The sequence below is a fragment of the Streptomyces sp. NPDC053367 genome (assembly GCF_044545925.1).
Classification (GTDB): domain Bacteria; phylum Actinomycetota; class Actinomycetes; order Streptomycetales; family Streptomycetaceae; genus Streptomyces.
In genome coordinates, this window is sequence record NZ_JBITYN010000005.1 from 424,576 (window position 1) to 440,432 (window position 15,857).

Sequence of the window (15,857 nt, forward strand, 5' to 3'; positions counted from 1 at the left end):
CGAGTTGGTCTGGACCTCTTGACACGTCCTATTGGTCTGGACCAACTTGGACGTCCAGCGGTGGCCACCGTCCCCATCCCACTCCCCCACCCGGAGGCCCCAGTGGACCGCGCAACACGCCCGAGACGGACCCGCCTGTGGGCCGGTGCCGTCACCGCCGCCCTCGCCCTGTCCCTCACCGCCGCCACCGAGGCGTCCGCCGCCGACGTCAACAACGCGAGGAACGCCGGCTTCGAGTCGGGCCTCGCCAACTGGACGTGCGGCGCGAACAGCGGCACCACCGTCTCCTCGCCCGTGCACGGCGGCACGGCCGCGCTGAAGGCGACCCCGGCCGGGCAGGACAACGCCCGCTGCTCCCAGACCGTCGCCGTCCGGCCGAACTCGACGTACACCCTCAGCGCCTGGGTGCAGGGCGGCTACACCTATCTGGGCGCGACCGGCACCGGCACCACCGACGTGTCGACCTGGACACCGGACTCGTCGTCCTGGAAGCAGCTGTCGACGACCTTCACCACCGGCGCCTCCACCAGTTCGGTCACCGTCTATCTGCACGGCTGGTACGGACAGGCCGCCTATCTCGCCGACGACGTCTCGGTGTTCGGCCCGGACGGCGGCGGGGGCACCGACCCGGGCCCGTCCGTCCCCGGAGCCCCGACGGGACTCGCCGTGTCCGGTACGACGTCGTCCTCGGTGTCGCTGGCCTGGAACACCGTCTCCGGCGCGACCGGCTACAGCGTCTACCGCGACGGCACCAAGGTCACCGCGGTCACCGGCACCTCGGCGACCGTGACCGGGCTGGCCGCCTCCACGTCGTACTCCTTCCAGGTCACCGCCACCAACGCGGCCGGTGAGTCGCCGAAGTCGGCGGCCGTGAGCGGCACGACCGCGCCCACGGGCGGCGGCGGGGGCGGGAACCTGCCCAAGCACGCGGTGACCGGCTACTGGCAGAACTTCGACAACGGCGCGACCGTCCAGAAGATCTCCGACGTGCCGAACCAGTACGACATCATCGCCGTGGCCTTCGCGGACGCGACCGGCACACCGGGTGCCGTCACCTTCAACCTCGACTCGACCGGGCTCGGCGGCTACACCGTCGACCAGTTCAAGGCCGACATCCGCGCCAAGCAGGCCGCGGGCAAGAAGGTCATCATCTCGGTCGGCGGCGAGCGCGGCACGGTGAGCGTCAACGACTCCGCCTCGGCCACGAACTTCGCGAACTCCGTGTACGCGCTGATGCAGACGTACGGCTTCGACGGCGTCGACATCGACCTGGAGAACGGGCTCAACGCCACCTACATGACCCAGGCGCTGCGGTCGCTGTCGGCCAAGGCGGGCTCCTCGCTGATCATCACGATGGCACCGCAGACGATCGACATGCAGTCGACGTCGAACGCCTACTTCCGGACGGCCCTGAACATCAAGGACATCCTCACGGTCGTCAACATGCAGTACTACAACAGCGGTTCCATGCTGGGCTGCGACGGCAAGGTGTACTCGCAGGGCTCGGTGGACTTCCTCACCGCGCTCGCCTGCATCCAGCTGGAGGGCGGGCTCGCCCCCTCCCAGGTGGGCCTGGGGCTGCCCGCCTCCACGCGCGGTGCCGGCAGCGGCTACGTGTCCCCGACGATCGTCAACAACGCCCTCGACTGTCTGGCCCGGGGCACCAACTGCGGCACCTTCAAGCCGTCGCGCACCTACCCGGACCTGCGGGGCGCGATGACCTGGTCCACCAACTGGGACGCCACCGCGGGCAACGCGTGGTCGAACGCGGTGGGGCCGCACGTGCACGCGCTGCCGTAGGGCCTCGCGCCGGCCGTGGTCGGGGTCCCCGAGGGGCTCAGAAGAACTCCGACCACGGCTGGTCCCAGATCTGCTTCACGCACAGCACCAGGAACAGCAGCCCGGCGAGCACGAGCATGGTGTTGCTGAGCGGGCCGTTGCGCCAGGCGCGCGGGGTGCGGGCCGAGTTGAGCAGCCACAGCAGCGTGCCCGCCAGGAACGGCAGGAAGGCCGCGCCGAGGACGCCGTAGACGATGACCAGGCGGAAGGGCTGGTCCTGGAAGAGCAGGACGATCGGCGGGAAGGTCAGCCACAGCAGATAGGCGCGGAAGGGCCAGGAGCGCTCGCGCGCGCCGGAGGCGACCTCCTCGCCGCGGGCCGCCTCCGTGCCGGGGCGCAGCCGGGCGACGAAGTCGGCGAACATCAGGCTCACGCCGTGCCAGACGCCGATCAGGGAGGTGTAGGAGGTGGCGAAGAAGCCGACCAGGAAGAACGTGGCGGTGGCGGAGCCGTACTCGCCCTCCAGGATGTCGCCGAGCTGGATCAGGCCCTTGTCGCCGCTCGCGAGGGCCACGTTCGCGGAGTGCAGCAGCTCGGCGCCGACGAACAGCATGGCCACGACGAAGATGCCGGTGGTGGCGTAGGCGACCCGGTTGTCCAGGCGCATGACCTTCATCCAGCCGGTGTCGGTCCAGCCCTTGGCGTTGACCCAGTAGCCGTACGCGGCGAGCGTGATGGTGCCGCCGACGCCGCCGATCAGGCCGAGGGTGTTGAGGACGGAGTCCTTCTCGTCGGGCAGCACCGGCAGCAGACCGGCGAAGGCGTCCGGGAGGTTGGGGGTGACCCGGATCGCGAGGTAGACCGTCACCAGGAACATCACGCCGACCAGGACGGTCATGACCTTCTCGAACACGGCGTACCGGTTGAACCAGACGAACACCAGGCCCGACAGGCCGCAGGCGACCGCCCACCACTTCAGGTCCATCACGTCCGGGAACAGCGCCTGCAGCGGCAGCGCGCTGGAGGACATGGCCGCGGCGCCGTAGACGAAACCCCAGACGACGGCGTAGACGGCGAAGAACCAGGTCGTCCAGCGGCCGAGGCTCGCCCAGCCGTCGAAGAGGGTGCGGCCGGTGGACAGATGCCAGCGGCCGGCCGCCTCCGCGAGGGAGATCTTGACCAGGCAGCCGACGATCGCGGCCCACAGCAGGGTGTAGCCGAAGCTGCTGCCCGCGATGAGGGTGGCGACGAGGTCACCGGCGCCGACGCCGGTGGCGGCGACGACGATGCCCGGCCCGATGTGCCGCCAACTCGACGGGCGCGTGGATGGATCGGTCTCGGATGCGACGCCTGGTTCCGTGGGGTGTCCCGTGGTGTCCGCCATGAGCGTCAAGAAAGCGCAAGGGCGGGTGCGGGACAAGAGGGCCTGCCGGGATCCGCACCGGATGTGCCCGAACGCGTCGGCCCGATTTCGTCTTGACCGGCTCATGCCACACCTTCACCATGAGCGCCACCACCGCACCTCGGACCCGGCCGGCCGGACCCCACGCCCGCCCGGACGGGTCCGCGTACGTCGCACCGGAGAACCACCCCCCGCTCCACTCCCCACTTCCGGCAGATCCCGGAATCCCTGGAGAAACGAGGAGACTTCATGCGACTCCGCATACGCGGCTCGGGCGCCCGCGGCACCCGTAGGGCGACCGCACTCGCCGGCGTCCTCGCCCTGGCGCTCGCCGCCCCGCTCTCCGCGGACCTCACCGCCGCGAGCGCCGACAGCGCGGCGAAGGCGGCCCCCTCCGCCGACGACGTCCGGCAGTACGAGGTCCACGTCCACAACAGCACCGCCGCCGAGCGCACCGCCGTCACCGCGGCCGGTGTGACCGTGGACCAGGCCGACGAGGAGGGCCTGGTCGTCTCCGGCCGCGCGGACCAGATCCGCAGGCTGCGGGCGGAGGGCTACCGGGTCACCGCGCTGCCCGACGCCTCCGCCCGGATCGCCGAGGACGACATCCGGCTCTACGACTTCCCCTCGGCCGACTCGCGCTACCACAACTACGCCGAGATGAACGCCGAGATCGACCAGCGGCTCGCCGCCTACCCGGGCATCATGAGCAAGCGGGTGATCGGCAAGTCCTACCAGGGCCGCGACATCGTCGCCATCAAGATCAGCGACAACGTGGCCACCGACGAGGCCGAGCCGGAGGTGCTGTTCACCCACCACCAGCACGCCCGCGAGCACCTCACCGTGGAGATGGCGCTCTACCTGCTGCGCGAGCTGGGCGCGGGCTACGGCACCGACTCACGCGTCACGAGCATGGTGAACAGCCGTGAGATCTGGATCGTGCCCGACCTCAACCCCGACGGCGGCGAGTACGACATCGCCTCCGGCTCCTACCGCTCCTGGCGCAAGAACCGGCAGCCCAACTCCGGTTCCTCGTACGTCGGCACGGACCTCAACCGAAACTGGAACTACCGCTGGGGCTGCTGCGGCGGGTCCTCCGGCTCGACGTCCTCCGAGACCTACCGCGGCCCGGCGCCCGAGTCGGCGCCCGAGGTGAAGGTCGTCGCCGACTTCGTGCGCAGCCGGGTCGTCGGGGGCGTGCAGCAGATCAAGGCGGGCATCGACTTCCACACGTACAGCGAGCTGGTGCTGTGGCCGTTCGGCTACACCTACTCCGACACCACCACCGGCATGACCGCCGACGACCGCAACGCCTTCGCGACGGTGGGCCAGAAGATGGCCGCCAGCAACGGCTACACGCCCGAGCAGTCGAGCGACCTGTACATCACCGACGGGTCCATCGACGACTACCTGTGGGGCGCCCACAAGATCTTCGGCTACACCTTCGAGATGTACCCGTCGTCCGGCGGCGGCGGCTTCTACCCGCCCGACGAGGTCATCGAGCGGGAGACGTCCCGCAACCGGGACGCGGTGCTCCAGCTGCTGGAGAACGCCGACTGCATGTACCGGTCGATCGGCAAGGCCGCGCAGTACTGCGCCTAACCGGCGGCCTCTTCCTCGAAGTAGGCGTCGAGGACCGCGTCCAGCTGCGTGTCCCACTCCTTGTGCTGGGCACGCGACTTGGCCTCGATCTCGATCGGGTACCAGCGGCGGTCGGGGGTGTGGACGGTGACCGTGTACCGCTTGCCGAAGCGGCCGGTCGCCGTCTCCACCGCGCCGATCTCGTCCCAGCGGAACTCGCACTCCTGGTCGTCCAGGGCGAGCCGGACACCGGCGGCGTCCGCGACGATCCGCGCACGCCGGTCGGCGGCCTCGAACACGGGGCCGTCGGCGGGCACTTCGGCGGGCGCCTCCGCGGAGCCCTCCGCGGGGGCCTCCGCGACGGCCTCCTCGGTGACCTCCGCGGCGGCCTCCTCGACGGCCGCCCCGGCGTCCTCGGCCTGCGGCCGGGCGTCCTGCGGCTCGTCCTTGGACACGGGGACCGTGAGCCCGGGGATGTGCGCCGGGTTCACTCCGGCGTCCAGGGGCTGACTGCTCGAACCTATGCGCTGCTCCACAGCGGAGCAGTATGGTCGACGATCCTGTGTCGCACACAGTCAGCCCCTGCATCGTTATACGAAGATGCTCAGCCCGGCGGCCGTCACGAAGCCCACCACCGACAGCACCGACTCCAGCACGGTCCAACTGCGCAGGGTGTCCCGCTCGCTGATGCCGAAGTACTTGGCGACCATCCAGAAGCCGCCGTCGTTGACGTGCGAGGCGAAGATGGAGCCCGCCGAGACGGCCATGATGACGAGGGCGACGAACGCCTGGGAGTGGTCGCCCCCGGCGAGCAGCGGGGCGACGATGCCGGCGGTGGTGACGATGGCGACCGTCGCCGAGCCCTGGGCGACCCTCAGCACCACGGAGATCAGATAGGACAGCACGATCACCGGCAGGCCGACGTCGTGGAAGGTGTCGGACAGCGCCTGGGCCACCCCGCTCGCCTTCAGTACGGCGCCGAAGACCCCGCCCGCGCCGACGACGAGCAGGATGTTGCCGACCGGCTTCAGGGACGCGGTGGACACGGTCTCCAGCGACTTGCGGGACCAGCCGCGGCGGACGCCGAGGACGTAGTAGGCGAGCAGCAGGGCGATCGTCAGGGCCACGAAGGGGTGCCCGAAGAACTCGATCACCGAACGCGGGGTGGAGGGGTCCAGGGCGATCGAGGAGAAGGTCGCGGCGAGGATCAGGATCAGCGGCGTACCGATGACGGCGAGGACCGTGCCGAGGGCGACGGGCTGTTCGCGCGGCTCGGCCTGCTCGGCCCGGACCGCGCGCCTGGCGTCCTCGGCCGCCTCCACCATGTCCTGCGGCACGGCGACGAAGATCCGGCGCCCGACCCAGGCCGAGAACACCCAGGCGGCCAGCACGGCGGGGATGCCGCAGACGACGCCCATGAGGATGACCCAGCCGAGGTCGACGTGGAGGAGTCCGGCGGCGGCGACGGGGCCGGGGTGCGGCGGCAGGAAGGCGTGGGTCATGGACAGGCCCGCGAGCAGCGGCAGGCAGTACAGCAGGATCGATCTGCCGGACCGCTTGGCGGCGGCGTAGACGATCGGCGCGAGGACGAAGATGCCGACGTCGAAGAAGACCGGGATGCCGAAGACGACACCCGTCACGCCCATGGCGAGCGGGGCGCGCTTCTCGCCGAACAGGCCGAGCAGGCGCGAGGCGAGCACCTCGGCCCCGCCGCTGACCTCCAGGATCGCGCCGAGCATGGTGCCGAGGCCGATGATGATCGCGACATGGCCGAGGATGCCGCCCATGCCGGACTCGATGGTGGACACGGCGTCGCTGCGCTGGACGGTGCCGAACAGCTCGGTGACGGAGAGGCCGGCGAGCAGGCCGACGGCTATGGACACGGCGAGCAGCGCGACGAACGGCTGGAGCCGCACCTTGATGATCAGGAGGAGCAGCAGGGCGATCCCGACGGCGGCGACGGTGAGCAGTCCCGCCGTGCCGTCGATCAGCGTCAGGAGGCCACCCGTGTGGGGTGGGGCCTCGGGGGCGGGGGCGGCGAGCGAGTAGGACATACGGGGGTCCTCTGGGTAAGGGCATGGAGCTTTCGGGCAGGGCGGACCGCGGCACGGCACCGCGGTGGGTGCCGTGCCGTGGGATGCGGCGTGCGGAGGAGAGGGGGGAGGCGTCAGCCGAGGACGGCGAGCGCGTCGATCTCGATGAGCAGCCCGGCGGGGAGGCCGACGTAGACGGTCGTGCGGGCGGCGGGCGGGGCGGTGAGGTTCTGCGCCTCGAAGTAGGCGTTGTAGATCTCGTTCATCTCGGCGAAGTGGGCCACGTCCGTGAGGTAGACGCGGATCATCAGCACGTCGTCCCAGGAGGCGCCGCCCTCCTCCAGGATCGCCTTGACGTTGGCGAGGGTCTGCAGGGCCTGCTCGCGCAGGGTGGGTCCCGCGGGCGTGGGGGGCTTGCCGTCCTCGGCGGGCAGGAAGCCGACCTGGCCGGCGACCTGGAGGATGTTGCCCTTCTTCACGCCGTGCGAGAACTTCGCGGGCGGGGTGGTGTGGGTCTTCGGGGTGAGCGCGATCTTGTCCGTCATGCGGGGTCCCTTACGGTGGTTCGTCCGGAGTACTCGCCGCTGATGGCGTCCGCGCCGCGGCGCACCAGCGGGAGCAGGGTGAGGAGTTCGTCGGCGGTGACGACGACGTTCGGCGCGGACACCGACATGGCGGCGACGACCCGGCCGTCGGCGCCGCGGATCGGCGCGGCGACGCAGTTGATGGACTCCTCGTGGCCGCCGAGGTCGGAGGCCCAGCCCTGTTCGCGCACCCGCTCCAGCTCCTTGAGGAAGGCGGCGGCGTTCGGCGTCGAACGGGGCGTGTACAGGGGGTAGTCGAGCTTCTCCGCGACCGCGCGGCGCTCGGCCTCGGGCAGGTCGGCGAGGAGCAGCTTGGCGACGGCCGCGACCGTGATCGCGACGGGTTTGCCGATCCGCGAGTACATGCGCACCGGGTAGCGGCTGTCGACCTTGTCGATGTAGAGCACCTCGCCCTCCTCGTACACGGCGAGGTGCACGGTGTGCCCGCACTCCTCGTTGAGGCGCAGCAGGTGGGGGTGGGCGATCTCGCGGATGTCGAGGTTCTCCATCGCCTCCTGGGCGAGCGCGAACAGCCGGGCGCCGAGCCGGTAGCGCTGGTCGGACTGGCGGTAGACCAGCCCGTGTTCGTGCAGGGTGCGCAGCAGGCGCAGGGCGGTGCTCTTGTGGACACCGAGGCGGTCGGCGACCTGCCCCAGGTCGGCGGGGCCCTCCGCGAGCAGCGGCAGGATGCTCAGTGCCCGGTCGACGGTCTGGCTCATGGCGTACGTACCTCCTCCGAGGCCTTACCGGCACACGTCCAGCCGGGGCCGAGTCGAAGTCTCCCCCACGCGTCGTCGTCGAGGGCGGCGAGCCGGTCGGCGTGCCCCCGGGAGGGCGGCGCGGCCAGGTCCCCGGCCTCGGTGAGCACGGCCGCGGCCCAGAGGTGCCCGTGCCGGAGGCGGTCGCGCGGGGGCAGCCCGCGCAGGGTGGCGGAGAGGAAACCCGCGGCGAAGGCGTCCCCGGCACCGACCGCGGCGACGACGTCGACTCGGGGGGCGCGTTGGAGGGTGGCGGTCCCGTCGGCGTCCTCCGGGCCCTCGGTGTTCCGGTCGAAGGCGATCGCGCCGCCCTTGCCGAGCTTGACGACCAGGGTGCCGGGTTCCGGCAGGGCGTCCCTGACGGCACGGGCTCCGTGGAGCCCCCACGCGTCCCGCGCCTCGTCGGCCCCGACGAACACGATGTCCGCCGCCCGTGCCAGGTCCAGGACTACGTCCGCCCCTCCCCGGCGGGGCCACAGTCCGGGCCGGTGGTTCACGTCGAAGGACACCAGAGGGCGCCCGTCCCGCCGTGCGGTCAGTTCGCGCAGCAGCTCCAGGCACTCCCCCGACAGCGCGGCCGTGATCCCGGAAAGGTGCAGCACCCGCCCCGAGAGGGCCGCGGAGAGGTCGACGTTCGCCACGCTCATCGCGGACGCCGCCGACCCGGTCCGGTAGTACGCCACCTCGTGCGCGTCCGTCGAACGGTCCCCGGCGGTACGGAAGTACACCCCGGTGGGCCGCTCCCGATCCCTCCCGACGGCCGACACATCGACGCCGTACGCGCCCACGGCCTCCACCAGATGGTCCCCGAACCCGTCGGCCCCGACCCGGCTGACCCATCGCACGGCATGGCCCGCTGCGGCGAGCGCGCAGGCCACGTTGGACTCCGCGCCGCCGATGCCGCGCTCGAAGGACGGCACGTCGGCGAGCGGTCCCGGCCGGGTGGGCAGGAACGTGACCATGGACTCGCCGAGGGCGACGAGGTCCACGGCGTACGGGGTGGGTCCGGTGGCGGTCACGATGGTCGGACGCTCCTCAGGGCCGCGCGGGGCCGGTTTCGTTGACCCGGCGTCGGGCGAGATGTTAGACAGCCGTAAGCGGCATACGCAATGGTCGTTGCGCTTAGCGCAACGCACCTGATCAGGGAGGTTCCATGGGTACCGAGTCGCTCGCAGAGCTGGCCGCCGAACGAGTCGACCACCGCTTCAAGGGCCTCCCGCCGGACGCCGAGGGCCTCACCGTCGGCGAGCTGGCCGCCCAGCGCCGCAACCTCTTCACCGGCGGCTTCACCACGCCCGTGCTCGCCCTGTCCGCCGAGCGCCTCGCGCACAACCTGCGGCTGATGGAGACGTACGCCGAACGCCACGGCCTCGCCTTCGCCCCGCACGGCAAGACCCCCATGGCGCCCCAGCTGTTCCAGCGGCAGATCGAGCACGGGGCGTGGGGCATCACCCTCGCCGTGCCGCACCAGGTGCGGGTGGCCCGGGCGTTCGGCATCCGGCGCGTCTTCCTCGCCAACGAACTCGTCGACCCCGCCGCCCTGCGCTGGATCGCCGCCGAACTCGCCGCCGACCCGGACTTCCGGCTCGTCTGTTACGTCGACTCGGTACGCGGTGTGGAACTGATGGACGAGGCCCTCGCGGGCACGGAACGCCCCCTGGACGTCGTCGTGGAGCTGGCGGCCGGCGAGGGCGCGCGGACCGGCGCCCGCACGGAGGCCGAGTGCGTGGCCGTGGCCGAGGCGGTCGCCGCGACCGGCACCCTGCGCCTGGCTGGCGTCGCGGGTTACGAGGGCGAGGTGCCGCAGGCGACCCCGGAGCGGGTGACCGCGTGGCTGCGGCGGCTGGTGGCGCTGGCCGTCGACCTCGACAAGGCAGGCCGGTTCGACCGCGCCGAGGAGATCGTCGTCAGCGCGGGCGGCAGCGCCTGGTTCGACGCCGTCGCCGACGTGTTCGCGGAGATCCCCGCCCTGTCCCGGCCGGTGCTGAAGCTGCTGCGCTCCGGCGCGTACGTTTCGCACGACGACGGGCACTACAGCAGGCTGACGCCCTTCAACCGGGTGCCAGCGGAAGGCGCGCTGGAGCCCGCCCTGCGGCTGTGGGCCCAGGTGGTCTCGCGGCCCTCGCCCGAGCAGGCGTTCGTCAACACGGGCAAGCGGGACGCGGCGTACGACCTCGGCCTGCCCCTCGCCCAGGTGGTCCGCCGCGGCGGCACCGAGCGCCCGGCCACCGGCGTCTCGGTGACCGCCCTGTCCGACCAGCACGCCTGGCTGCGGACCACCGACGAGGCGGACGTGGAGGTCGGGGACTGGGTGGGGCTCGGCCTGTCGCACCCGTGCACGTCGTTCGACAAGTGGCAGCTGATCCCGGTGGCCGAGGCGGACGGGACGGTCGTCGAATACATCCGGACGTTCTTCTAGGAGGCAGGCCCTGTGGAAGACCTCGTCATCCGGGACGCGGACGTCGTCGACGGCTCCGGCGCGCCCTCCTACCGGGCGGACGTCGTGGTCGACGGCGGCCGGATCGTCTCGATCGTCAAGGAGGCGGCGGCCGCCGGCTGCCAGCGCCCCCGGGCCATGAGGGAGCTGGACGCGGAGGGCCTCGTCCTCTCCCCCGGCTTCATCGACATGCACGCCCACAGCGACCTCGCGCTGCTGCGCGACCCCGACCACAGCGCCAAGGCCGCGCAGGGGGTGACCCTGGAGGTCCTCGGCCAGGACGGGCTGTCGTACGCCCCGGTCGACGACCGCACCCTGGAGGAGGTCCGCCGGGCGATCACCGGCTGGAACGGCCACGGCGACGACATCGACTTCGACTGGCGGTCGGTGGGCGAGTACCTGGACCGCCTGGACCGGGGCATCGCCGTCAACGCGGCCTATCTGGTCCCGCAGGGCACGGTCCGCGCGCTCGTCGTCGGCTGGGAGGACCGCAGGGCCACGCCCGGGGAGCTGGACCGGATGCGGCGGCTGGTCGCCGAAGGGCTGGAGCAGGGCGCGGTCGGACTGTCGTCGGGGCTGACGTACACGCCGGGCATGTACGCCGAGGACGCCGAACTGACCGAGCTGTGCCGGGTGGTGGCCTCGTACGGCGGCTACTACTGCCCGCACCACCGCTCCTACGGCGCCGGCGCGCTGGAGGCGTACGCGGAGATGGTGGAGCTCGCGAGGAAGGCGGGCTGCGCGCTGCACCTGGCGCACGCGACGATGAACTTCGGCGTGAACGAGGGCCGGGCGCCGGAGCTGCTGGCCCTGCTGGACGAGGCCCTGGCGGCGGGGGCCGACATCAGCCTGGACACGTACCCCTACACTCCGGGCAGCACCACGCTCGCGGCGCTGCTGCCGAGCTGGGCGGGCGAGGGCGGGCCGGAGGCGGTGCTGCGGCGGCTCGCGGACGAGGAGACGGCCGAGCGCATCCGGCACGACCTGGAGGTGACCGGCTCGGACGGCTGCCACGGGGTGCCGGTCGACTGGGACACGATCGAGATCTCGGGCGTGGGCGACCCGGCCCTGTCCGGTGAGGTCGGCCGCCGCCTGGACGGCTGGGCGACGGCCCGCCGGCTGCTCCTCGGGGACCGGCTGGCCACCTCGATCCTCCAGCACGTGGGCCACGAGGAGAACGTCCGGACCATCATGCGCCACCGGGCGCACACCGGCGGCTCGGACGGCATCCTGCAGGGCGCCAAGCCGCACCCGAGGGCGTACGGCACGTTCCCGCACTACCTCGGACGCTACGTCCGTGAGCTGGGCGTGCTGTCGCTGGAGGAGTGCGTCGCGCACCTCACCTCGCGGCCCGCGGCCCGGCTGCGGCTGCCGGACCGCGGTCTGGTGCGCGAGGGCCACCGGGCCGACCTGGTGCTCTTCGACCCGGCGACCGTCGCGGCGGGCTCCGACTACGACCGCCCGCGCGCCCTGCCGACGGGCATCCCGTACGTCCTGGTGGACGGCCGGTTCGTCATCGAGGACGGGCGGCGGACGGACGTGCTGGCCGGGCGGTCGGTGCGCCGCACGCCCGTGTGACGCCCTTACGGCCTGGGCAGGACGCAGCCGCTCGCGTACAGGTCGAGCTTGTTGTCCAGGCCGAAGCAGGCGGCGAGGGTGTACGTCTGCTGGGCGTAGTTGATGCCCTGGCGGACGGTGACGTTGCCGTTCGCGTCGACCTCGCAGGGGTTGTTGACGGTGCAGCTCTGGCCGTCCTCGTTGCCGGTGTTGTTGACGGCGACGACCCGGCCGGTGCTCTGGTCGATCACGGGCGAGCCCGACGTACCGCCGACGGTGTTGCAGGCGGAGGTGTAGCGGAGGGAGTCCTTCCAGGTCCAGCCGCCCTCGCGCAGGCGGTAGACGAAGCCGTCGACGGAGCAGTTGTAGATCCGCTTCCAGTAGCCGGAGACGACGCTGATGGCGGTGCCGGCGACCGGGTGGGTGTCGTTCAGGGTGAGGGCGTTGATGCCGTAGGTGCTGCGGATCGAGGCGTAGGAGCGGGTGAGCTGGTAGACGGCGACGTCCGTGTCGGTCATCGTCGAGTAGGCGATCTTGCTCGCGCGCAGGGTGCCGACGCGGGTGCCCGAGGAGTTCAGCAGGCTGAAGGAGCGGGTGGAGGGCTGGTCGACGACGACCTCGCCCGGGTCCGGCATCCCGGTCTCCAGACAGTGGCCGTTGGTGAGGACGAGCGCCGGGTCGTCGTCGGCCGAGTCGGGCATGCGGATCACGGAGCCGGAGCAGTTGCTGAGCGCCACGGTGCCGGCGAAGTTGACGGCCTTGACCGCGGGCGCCGCGCTCCCGCTGTCCGTCCCGGTGGCCGCGACGGCGGGTGCCGCACCCGCCCCGGCGATCACCAGGGCGGCGAGCGCGGCGAGGAGAGGCTTGTTCATGTGGGGTCCCCTCTATGGACGTGAGCGGCCGGAGATCTTCCGGCCGCCCCGTTCTTGTCATGCGCATTGTTAGTGCAGGGACAGGAGGGGACAAGGAGCCGTTTCAGGCCCGGATGGCCGATTACCGACCCGCGGGCTCGGGCCTACCCTTTGGGCCCTTTGGTCTCGGGCCTGCCCTGCCCGCGGCCCGGCTTGGCGCCGGTGGCCGTGGGTGAGACCTCGGGGGCCGAGGGCTGCGCGGCCGGGCCGGTGGATTCCGTGGGCCGCCCCGTCGCCGCGGGGTCACCGCCGGGCGCGGCCGAGGCGTCCGGGGAGTCCGTCGGGGAGGCGTCCGGGGAAGGGCCCGCCTCCTGGGAGGCGGGCGCGGCGGGGCCCTCGGAGGTGGCGTCGGCCGCGCCCGGTTCCTGGAGGTCCGTGGCACCCGCGGTGTCCTGGGCCGTCGGCACCGTACGCTCACCCCGGCCGGCCGGGCCGTCGTCCGAGGACCCGCCGAGGGAGAAGCCCGCCACCAGCGCGGCGAGGGAGAGGGCACCGACGGCGCCGCCCGCGAACAGCAGCCGGCGGTCACGGCGGGCGGCCGCCCGGCGGGCGCCGCGCGCGGCGACGCGGCCCCCGGGAGCGCCGGCAGGGCCGTCCGGCACCTGGGGAAGCCGGGCCGTCTCGTCGTAGGCGTTCTGCCAGCCGTGGGCGGCGGCGGGGTCCGCGTACTCGTCGTAGGCGGGGACGGCGTCGGCGGCCTGCGGGTGGTAGACGTTCGGCGGCGTCCGCGGCACGGCCTGCCCGTCGTACCCGTCGGTGGCGGCGCCGGCCGCGCTCAGGGGGTACGTCCCGGGGTCGGGTTGACGGTACTCAGACATGGGCGCGCATTTTAGAGACTGGCGGGTAGGTTGCGACAGCTACCGGCGATAACCGAACAAACCCGGCGTCTCACGTGGCGGAAAACACGACCCGGGGCGACGGAGCGGCCCGTAAGCTCCCTACATGCAGGTGATCCAGTCGACCAAGCTCGCCAACGTCTGTTACGAGATCCGGGGCCCGGTTCTCGAGGAGGCCATGCGGCTTGAGGCGGCGGGCCACCGCATCCTCAAGCTGAACACCGGCAACCCGGCCGCCTTCGGCTTCGAGTGCCCGCCGGAGATCCTGGAGGACATCCTCCGCAATGTCTCCGGCGCCCACGGCTACGGCGACGCCAAGGGCCTGCTGGCCGCGCGCCGGGCGGTCGTCATGCACAACCAGACCCTCGGCATCGAGACGGACGTCGAGCACGTCTACATCGGCAACGGCGTCTCCGAGCTGATCGTGATGGCGATGCAGGGCCTGCTGGACGACGGCGACGAGGTGCTGGTGCCCGCCCCGGACTACCCGCTGTGGACGGCGGCGGTGTCCCTGTCCGGCGGTACGGCCGTGCACTACCGCTGCGACGAGCAGTCCGACTGGATGCCGGACCTGGCGGACGTCGAACGCAAGGTCACCGACCGCACCAAGGCGATCGTGATCATCAACCCGAACAACCCGACCGGCGCGGTGTACGACCGGGCGATGGTCGAGGGCCTCACCGACATCGCACGCCGGCACAACCTGCTGGTCTGCTCGGACGAGATCTACGACAAGATCCTCTACGACGGCGCGCAGCACATCCCGACCGCGTCGGTCGCCCCGGACCTGCTCACCCTGACCTTCAACGGCATGTCGAAGGCGTACCGGGTGGCCGGCTACCGGGTGGGCTGGATGTCGATCTCCGGCCCGCGTGCGCACGCCGAGTCCTACATCGAGGGTCTGACGATCCTGGCGAACATGCGGCTGTGCGCGAACATGCCGGGCCAGCACGGGGTGGTCGCGGCGCTCAGCGGGCGCCAGACGATCAACGACCTGGTGCTGCCGGGCGGGCGGCTGAAGGAACAGATGGACGTCGCCCACTCGATGCTGACGCAGATCCCGGGCGTGACCTGCGTCCGCCCCAAGGGTGCGCTGTACCTCTTCCCCCGCCTGGACCCGAAGGTGTTCAAGATCAAGGACGACCGGCAGCTGGTGCTGGACCTGCTGCGGCGCGAGAAGATCATGGTCGTGCAGGGCACGGGCTTCAACTGGCCCGAGCCGGACCACTTCCGGGTGGTGACCCTGCCGACGGCACGCGACCTGCAGGACGCGATCGGCCGGATCGGGAACTTCCTGGACGGCTACAGCCAGCCGTGAGCCCCGGGACGGCGACGCTTTCTACGAACAGCTCAACTTTAGACTGAATCCAAGCTAGGATGGCTTCCGTAGAGAGCAGGAGGCCATCCATGTACGAACCGATCCGCACCAACTCGGTCCACCGGGCGATGGCCGGCACGTCCTCGGACTTCCCCCACCGCACGCGTGAGGAAGAGCTGGACATCCAGCTCGCGAGTCATCTCGGCGCGCTGCTCGCGGTCACCGACGAACTGCGGGCCCTGGCGCCGTCCGCCGACCTCGACCAGGCGGCGGAACGGCTCGCCTCGCAGATCTCGCGCCTGCGCGGCGGCACGGCGCCGGTCCGCGCGGTCCCCACCGCCACCGGGGAGGCAGCGGCCCTGCACCGGCGGGCCCACGCCCTCGCCGGGCGCGCCCTGGTCGTCGCCGCGTCCCGCGCGGACACGGCGTCCGCGATCCTCGCCGCCGAGCGCATGGACGCCCACACCGAGGCCCTCGCGTCCCGCGAGCCGGCCCTTTCCTGAGCCCCCCTCGTCCGGGGCTCCCCTCCACGGCCCCGGTCCGCGTGCACCCGCAGCGACGCGCGGACCGGGCGCCATGCACTGCGTCGGCCTGAGCCGTCGAGCGCCGCGGGGTCTGATGCCGGCGGGCAGGTTACGGCTGTCCGTGGTCGCTCGCGCAG

14 protein-coding genes are annotated in these 15,857 nt (G+C 71.9%); 6 read left to right on the plus strand and 8 right to left on the minus strand.

Annotation, left to right across the window (positions count from 1 at the left end; all coding sequences use genetic code 11):
• The first annotated feature begins 102 nt into the window (after positions 1-102).
• Positions 103-1,800 (plus strand): chitinase, encoded by a 1,698-nt coding sequence (locus ACIGXJ_RS17350; protein ID WP_399645682.1) that lies wholly within the window; start codon positions 103-105, stop codon positions 1,798-1,800.
• Between the two features lie 37 nt (positions 1,801-1,837).
• Here the strand turns inward: ACIGXJ_RS17350 and ACIGXJ_RS17355 are convergent, their stop codons facing one another.
• Complete coding sequence (locus ACIGXJ_RS17355; protein WP_399645685.1) at positions 1,838-3,163, minus strand: Nramp family divalent metal transporter; 1,326 nt, start codon at positions 3,161-3,163, stop codon at positions 1,838-1,840.
• A gap of 267 nt (positions 3,164-3,430) precedes the next feature.
• Between ACIGXJ_RS17355 and ACIGXJ_RS17360 the strand changes: the two genes are divergently transcribed.
• Positions 3,431-4,783 (plus strand): M14 family metallopeptidase, encoded by a 1,353-nt coding sequence (locus ACIGXJ_RS17360; protein ID WP_399645687.1) that lies wholly within the window; start codon positions 3,431-3,433, stop codon positions 4,781-4,783.
• Here ACIGXJ_RS17360 and ACIGXJ_RS17365 read toward each other — a convergent pair.
• The 5 genes from ACIGXJ_RS17365 to ACIGXJ_RS17385 form a co-directional block, all read right to left on the minus strand.
• On the minus strand, positions 4,780-5,298 hold the full coding sequence (locus ACIGXJ_RS17365; RefSeq protein ID WP_399645689.1) for a hypothetical protein: 519 nt from the start codon (positions 5,296-5,298) through the stop codon (positions 4,780-4,782). The genes ACIGXJ_RS17360 and ACIGXJ_RS17365 overlap by 4 nt on opposite strands.
• Before the next feature lie 54 nt (positions 5,299-5,352).
• The gene (locus ACIGXJ_RS17370; protein WP_399645691.1) at positions 5,353-6,816 is read right to left on the minus strand and encodes a GntP family permease; all 1,464 of its coding nucleotides are present in this window, start codon (positions 6,814-6,816) and stop codon (positions 5,353-5,355) included.
• A gap of 113 nt (positions 6,817-6,929) precedes the next feature.
• Positions 6,930-7,340, minus strand: a complete 411-nt coding sequence (locus tag ACIGXJ_RS17375; RefSeq protein ID WP_399645694.1) for a RidA family protein — start codon at positions 7,338-7,340, stop codon at positions 6,930-6,932.
• Positions 7,337-8,098 (minus strand): IclR family transcriptional regulator, encoded by a 762-nt coding sequence (locus tag ACIGXJ_RS17380; protein WP_399645697.1) that lies wholly within the window; start codon positions 8,096-8,098, stop codon positions 7,337-7,339. The genes ACIGXJ_RS17375 and ACIGXJ_RS17380 overlap by 4 nt, the downstream gene beginning before the upstream one ends.
• Positions 8,095-9,156 (minus strand): sugar kinase, encoded by a 1,062-nt coding sequence (locus ACIGXJ_RS17385; RefSeq protein ID WP_399645701.1) that lies wholly within the window; start codon positions 9,154-9,156, stop codon positions 8,095-8,097. Before ACIGXJ_RS17385 ends, ACIGXJ_RS17380 begins: the two co-directional genes overlap by 4 nt.
• Positions 9,157-9,290: 134 nt before the next feature.
• Between ACIGXJ_RS17385 and ACIGXJ_RS17390 the strand changes: the two genes are divergently transcribed.
• Positions 9,291-10,556 (plus strand): amino acid deaminase, encoded by a 1,266-nt coding sequence (locus ACIGXJ_RS17390; protein ID WP_399645703.1) that lies wholly within the window; start codon positions 9,291-9,293, stop codon positions 10,554-10,556.
• A 12-nt stretch (positions 10,557-10,568) separates the two neighbouring features.
• Complete coding sequence (locus tag ACIGXJ_RS17395) at positions 10,569-12,152, plus strand: amidohydrolase family protein (protein ID WP_399645706.1); 1,584 nt, start codon at positions 10,569-10,571, stop codon at positions 12,150-12,152.
• 5 nt (positions 12,153-12,157) lie between these two features.
• Here the strand turns inward: ACIGXJ_RS17395 and ACIGXJ_RS17400 are convergent, their stop codons facing one another.
• Positions 12,158-13,003: a serine protease gene (locus ACIGXJ_RS17400; RefSeq protein ID WP_399645709.1), complete on the minus strand. Its 846-nt coding sequence runs from the start codon at positions 13,001-13,003 to the stop codon at positions 12,158-12,160.
• A 143-nt stretch (positions 13,004-13,146) separates the two neighbouring features.
• The gene (locus ACIGXJ_RS17405) at positions 13,147-13,860 is read right to left on the minus strand and encodes a hypothetical protein (RefSeq protein WP_399645712.1); all 714 of its coding nucleotides are present in this window, start codon (positions 13,858-13,860) and stop codon (positions 13,147-13,149) included.
• A gap of 124 nt (positions 13,861-13,984) precedes the next feature.
• Between ACIGXJ_RS17405 and ACIGXJ_RS17410 the strand changes: the two genes are divergently transcribed.
• Together ACIGXJ_RS17410 and ACIGXJ_RS17415 are read left to right on the plus strand one after the other, a co-directional pair.
• A complete protein-coding gene (locus ACIGXJ_RS17410) occupies positions 13,985-15,196 on the plus strand; it encodes a pyridoxal phosphate-dependent aminotransferase (RefSeq protein WP_399645715.1) in 1,212 nt (403 codons plus the stop codon).
• 89 nt (positions 15,197-15,285) lie between these two features.
• Positions 15,286-15,699: a hypothetical protein gene (locus ACIGXJ_RS17415; RefSeq protein ID WP_399645718.1), complete on the plus strand. Its 414-nt coding sequence runs from the start codon at positions 15,286-15,288 to the stop codon at positions 15,697-15,699.
• Positions 15,700-15,857 lie beyond the last annotated feature (158 nt).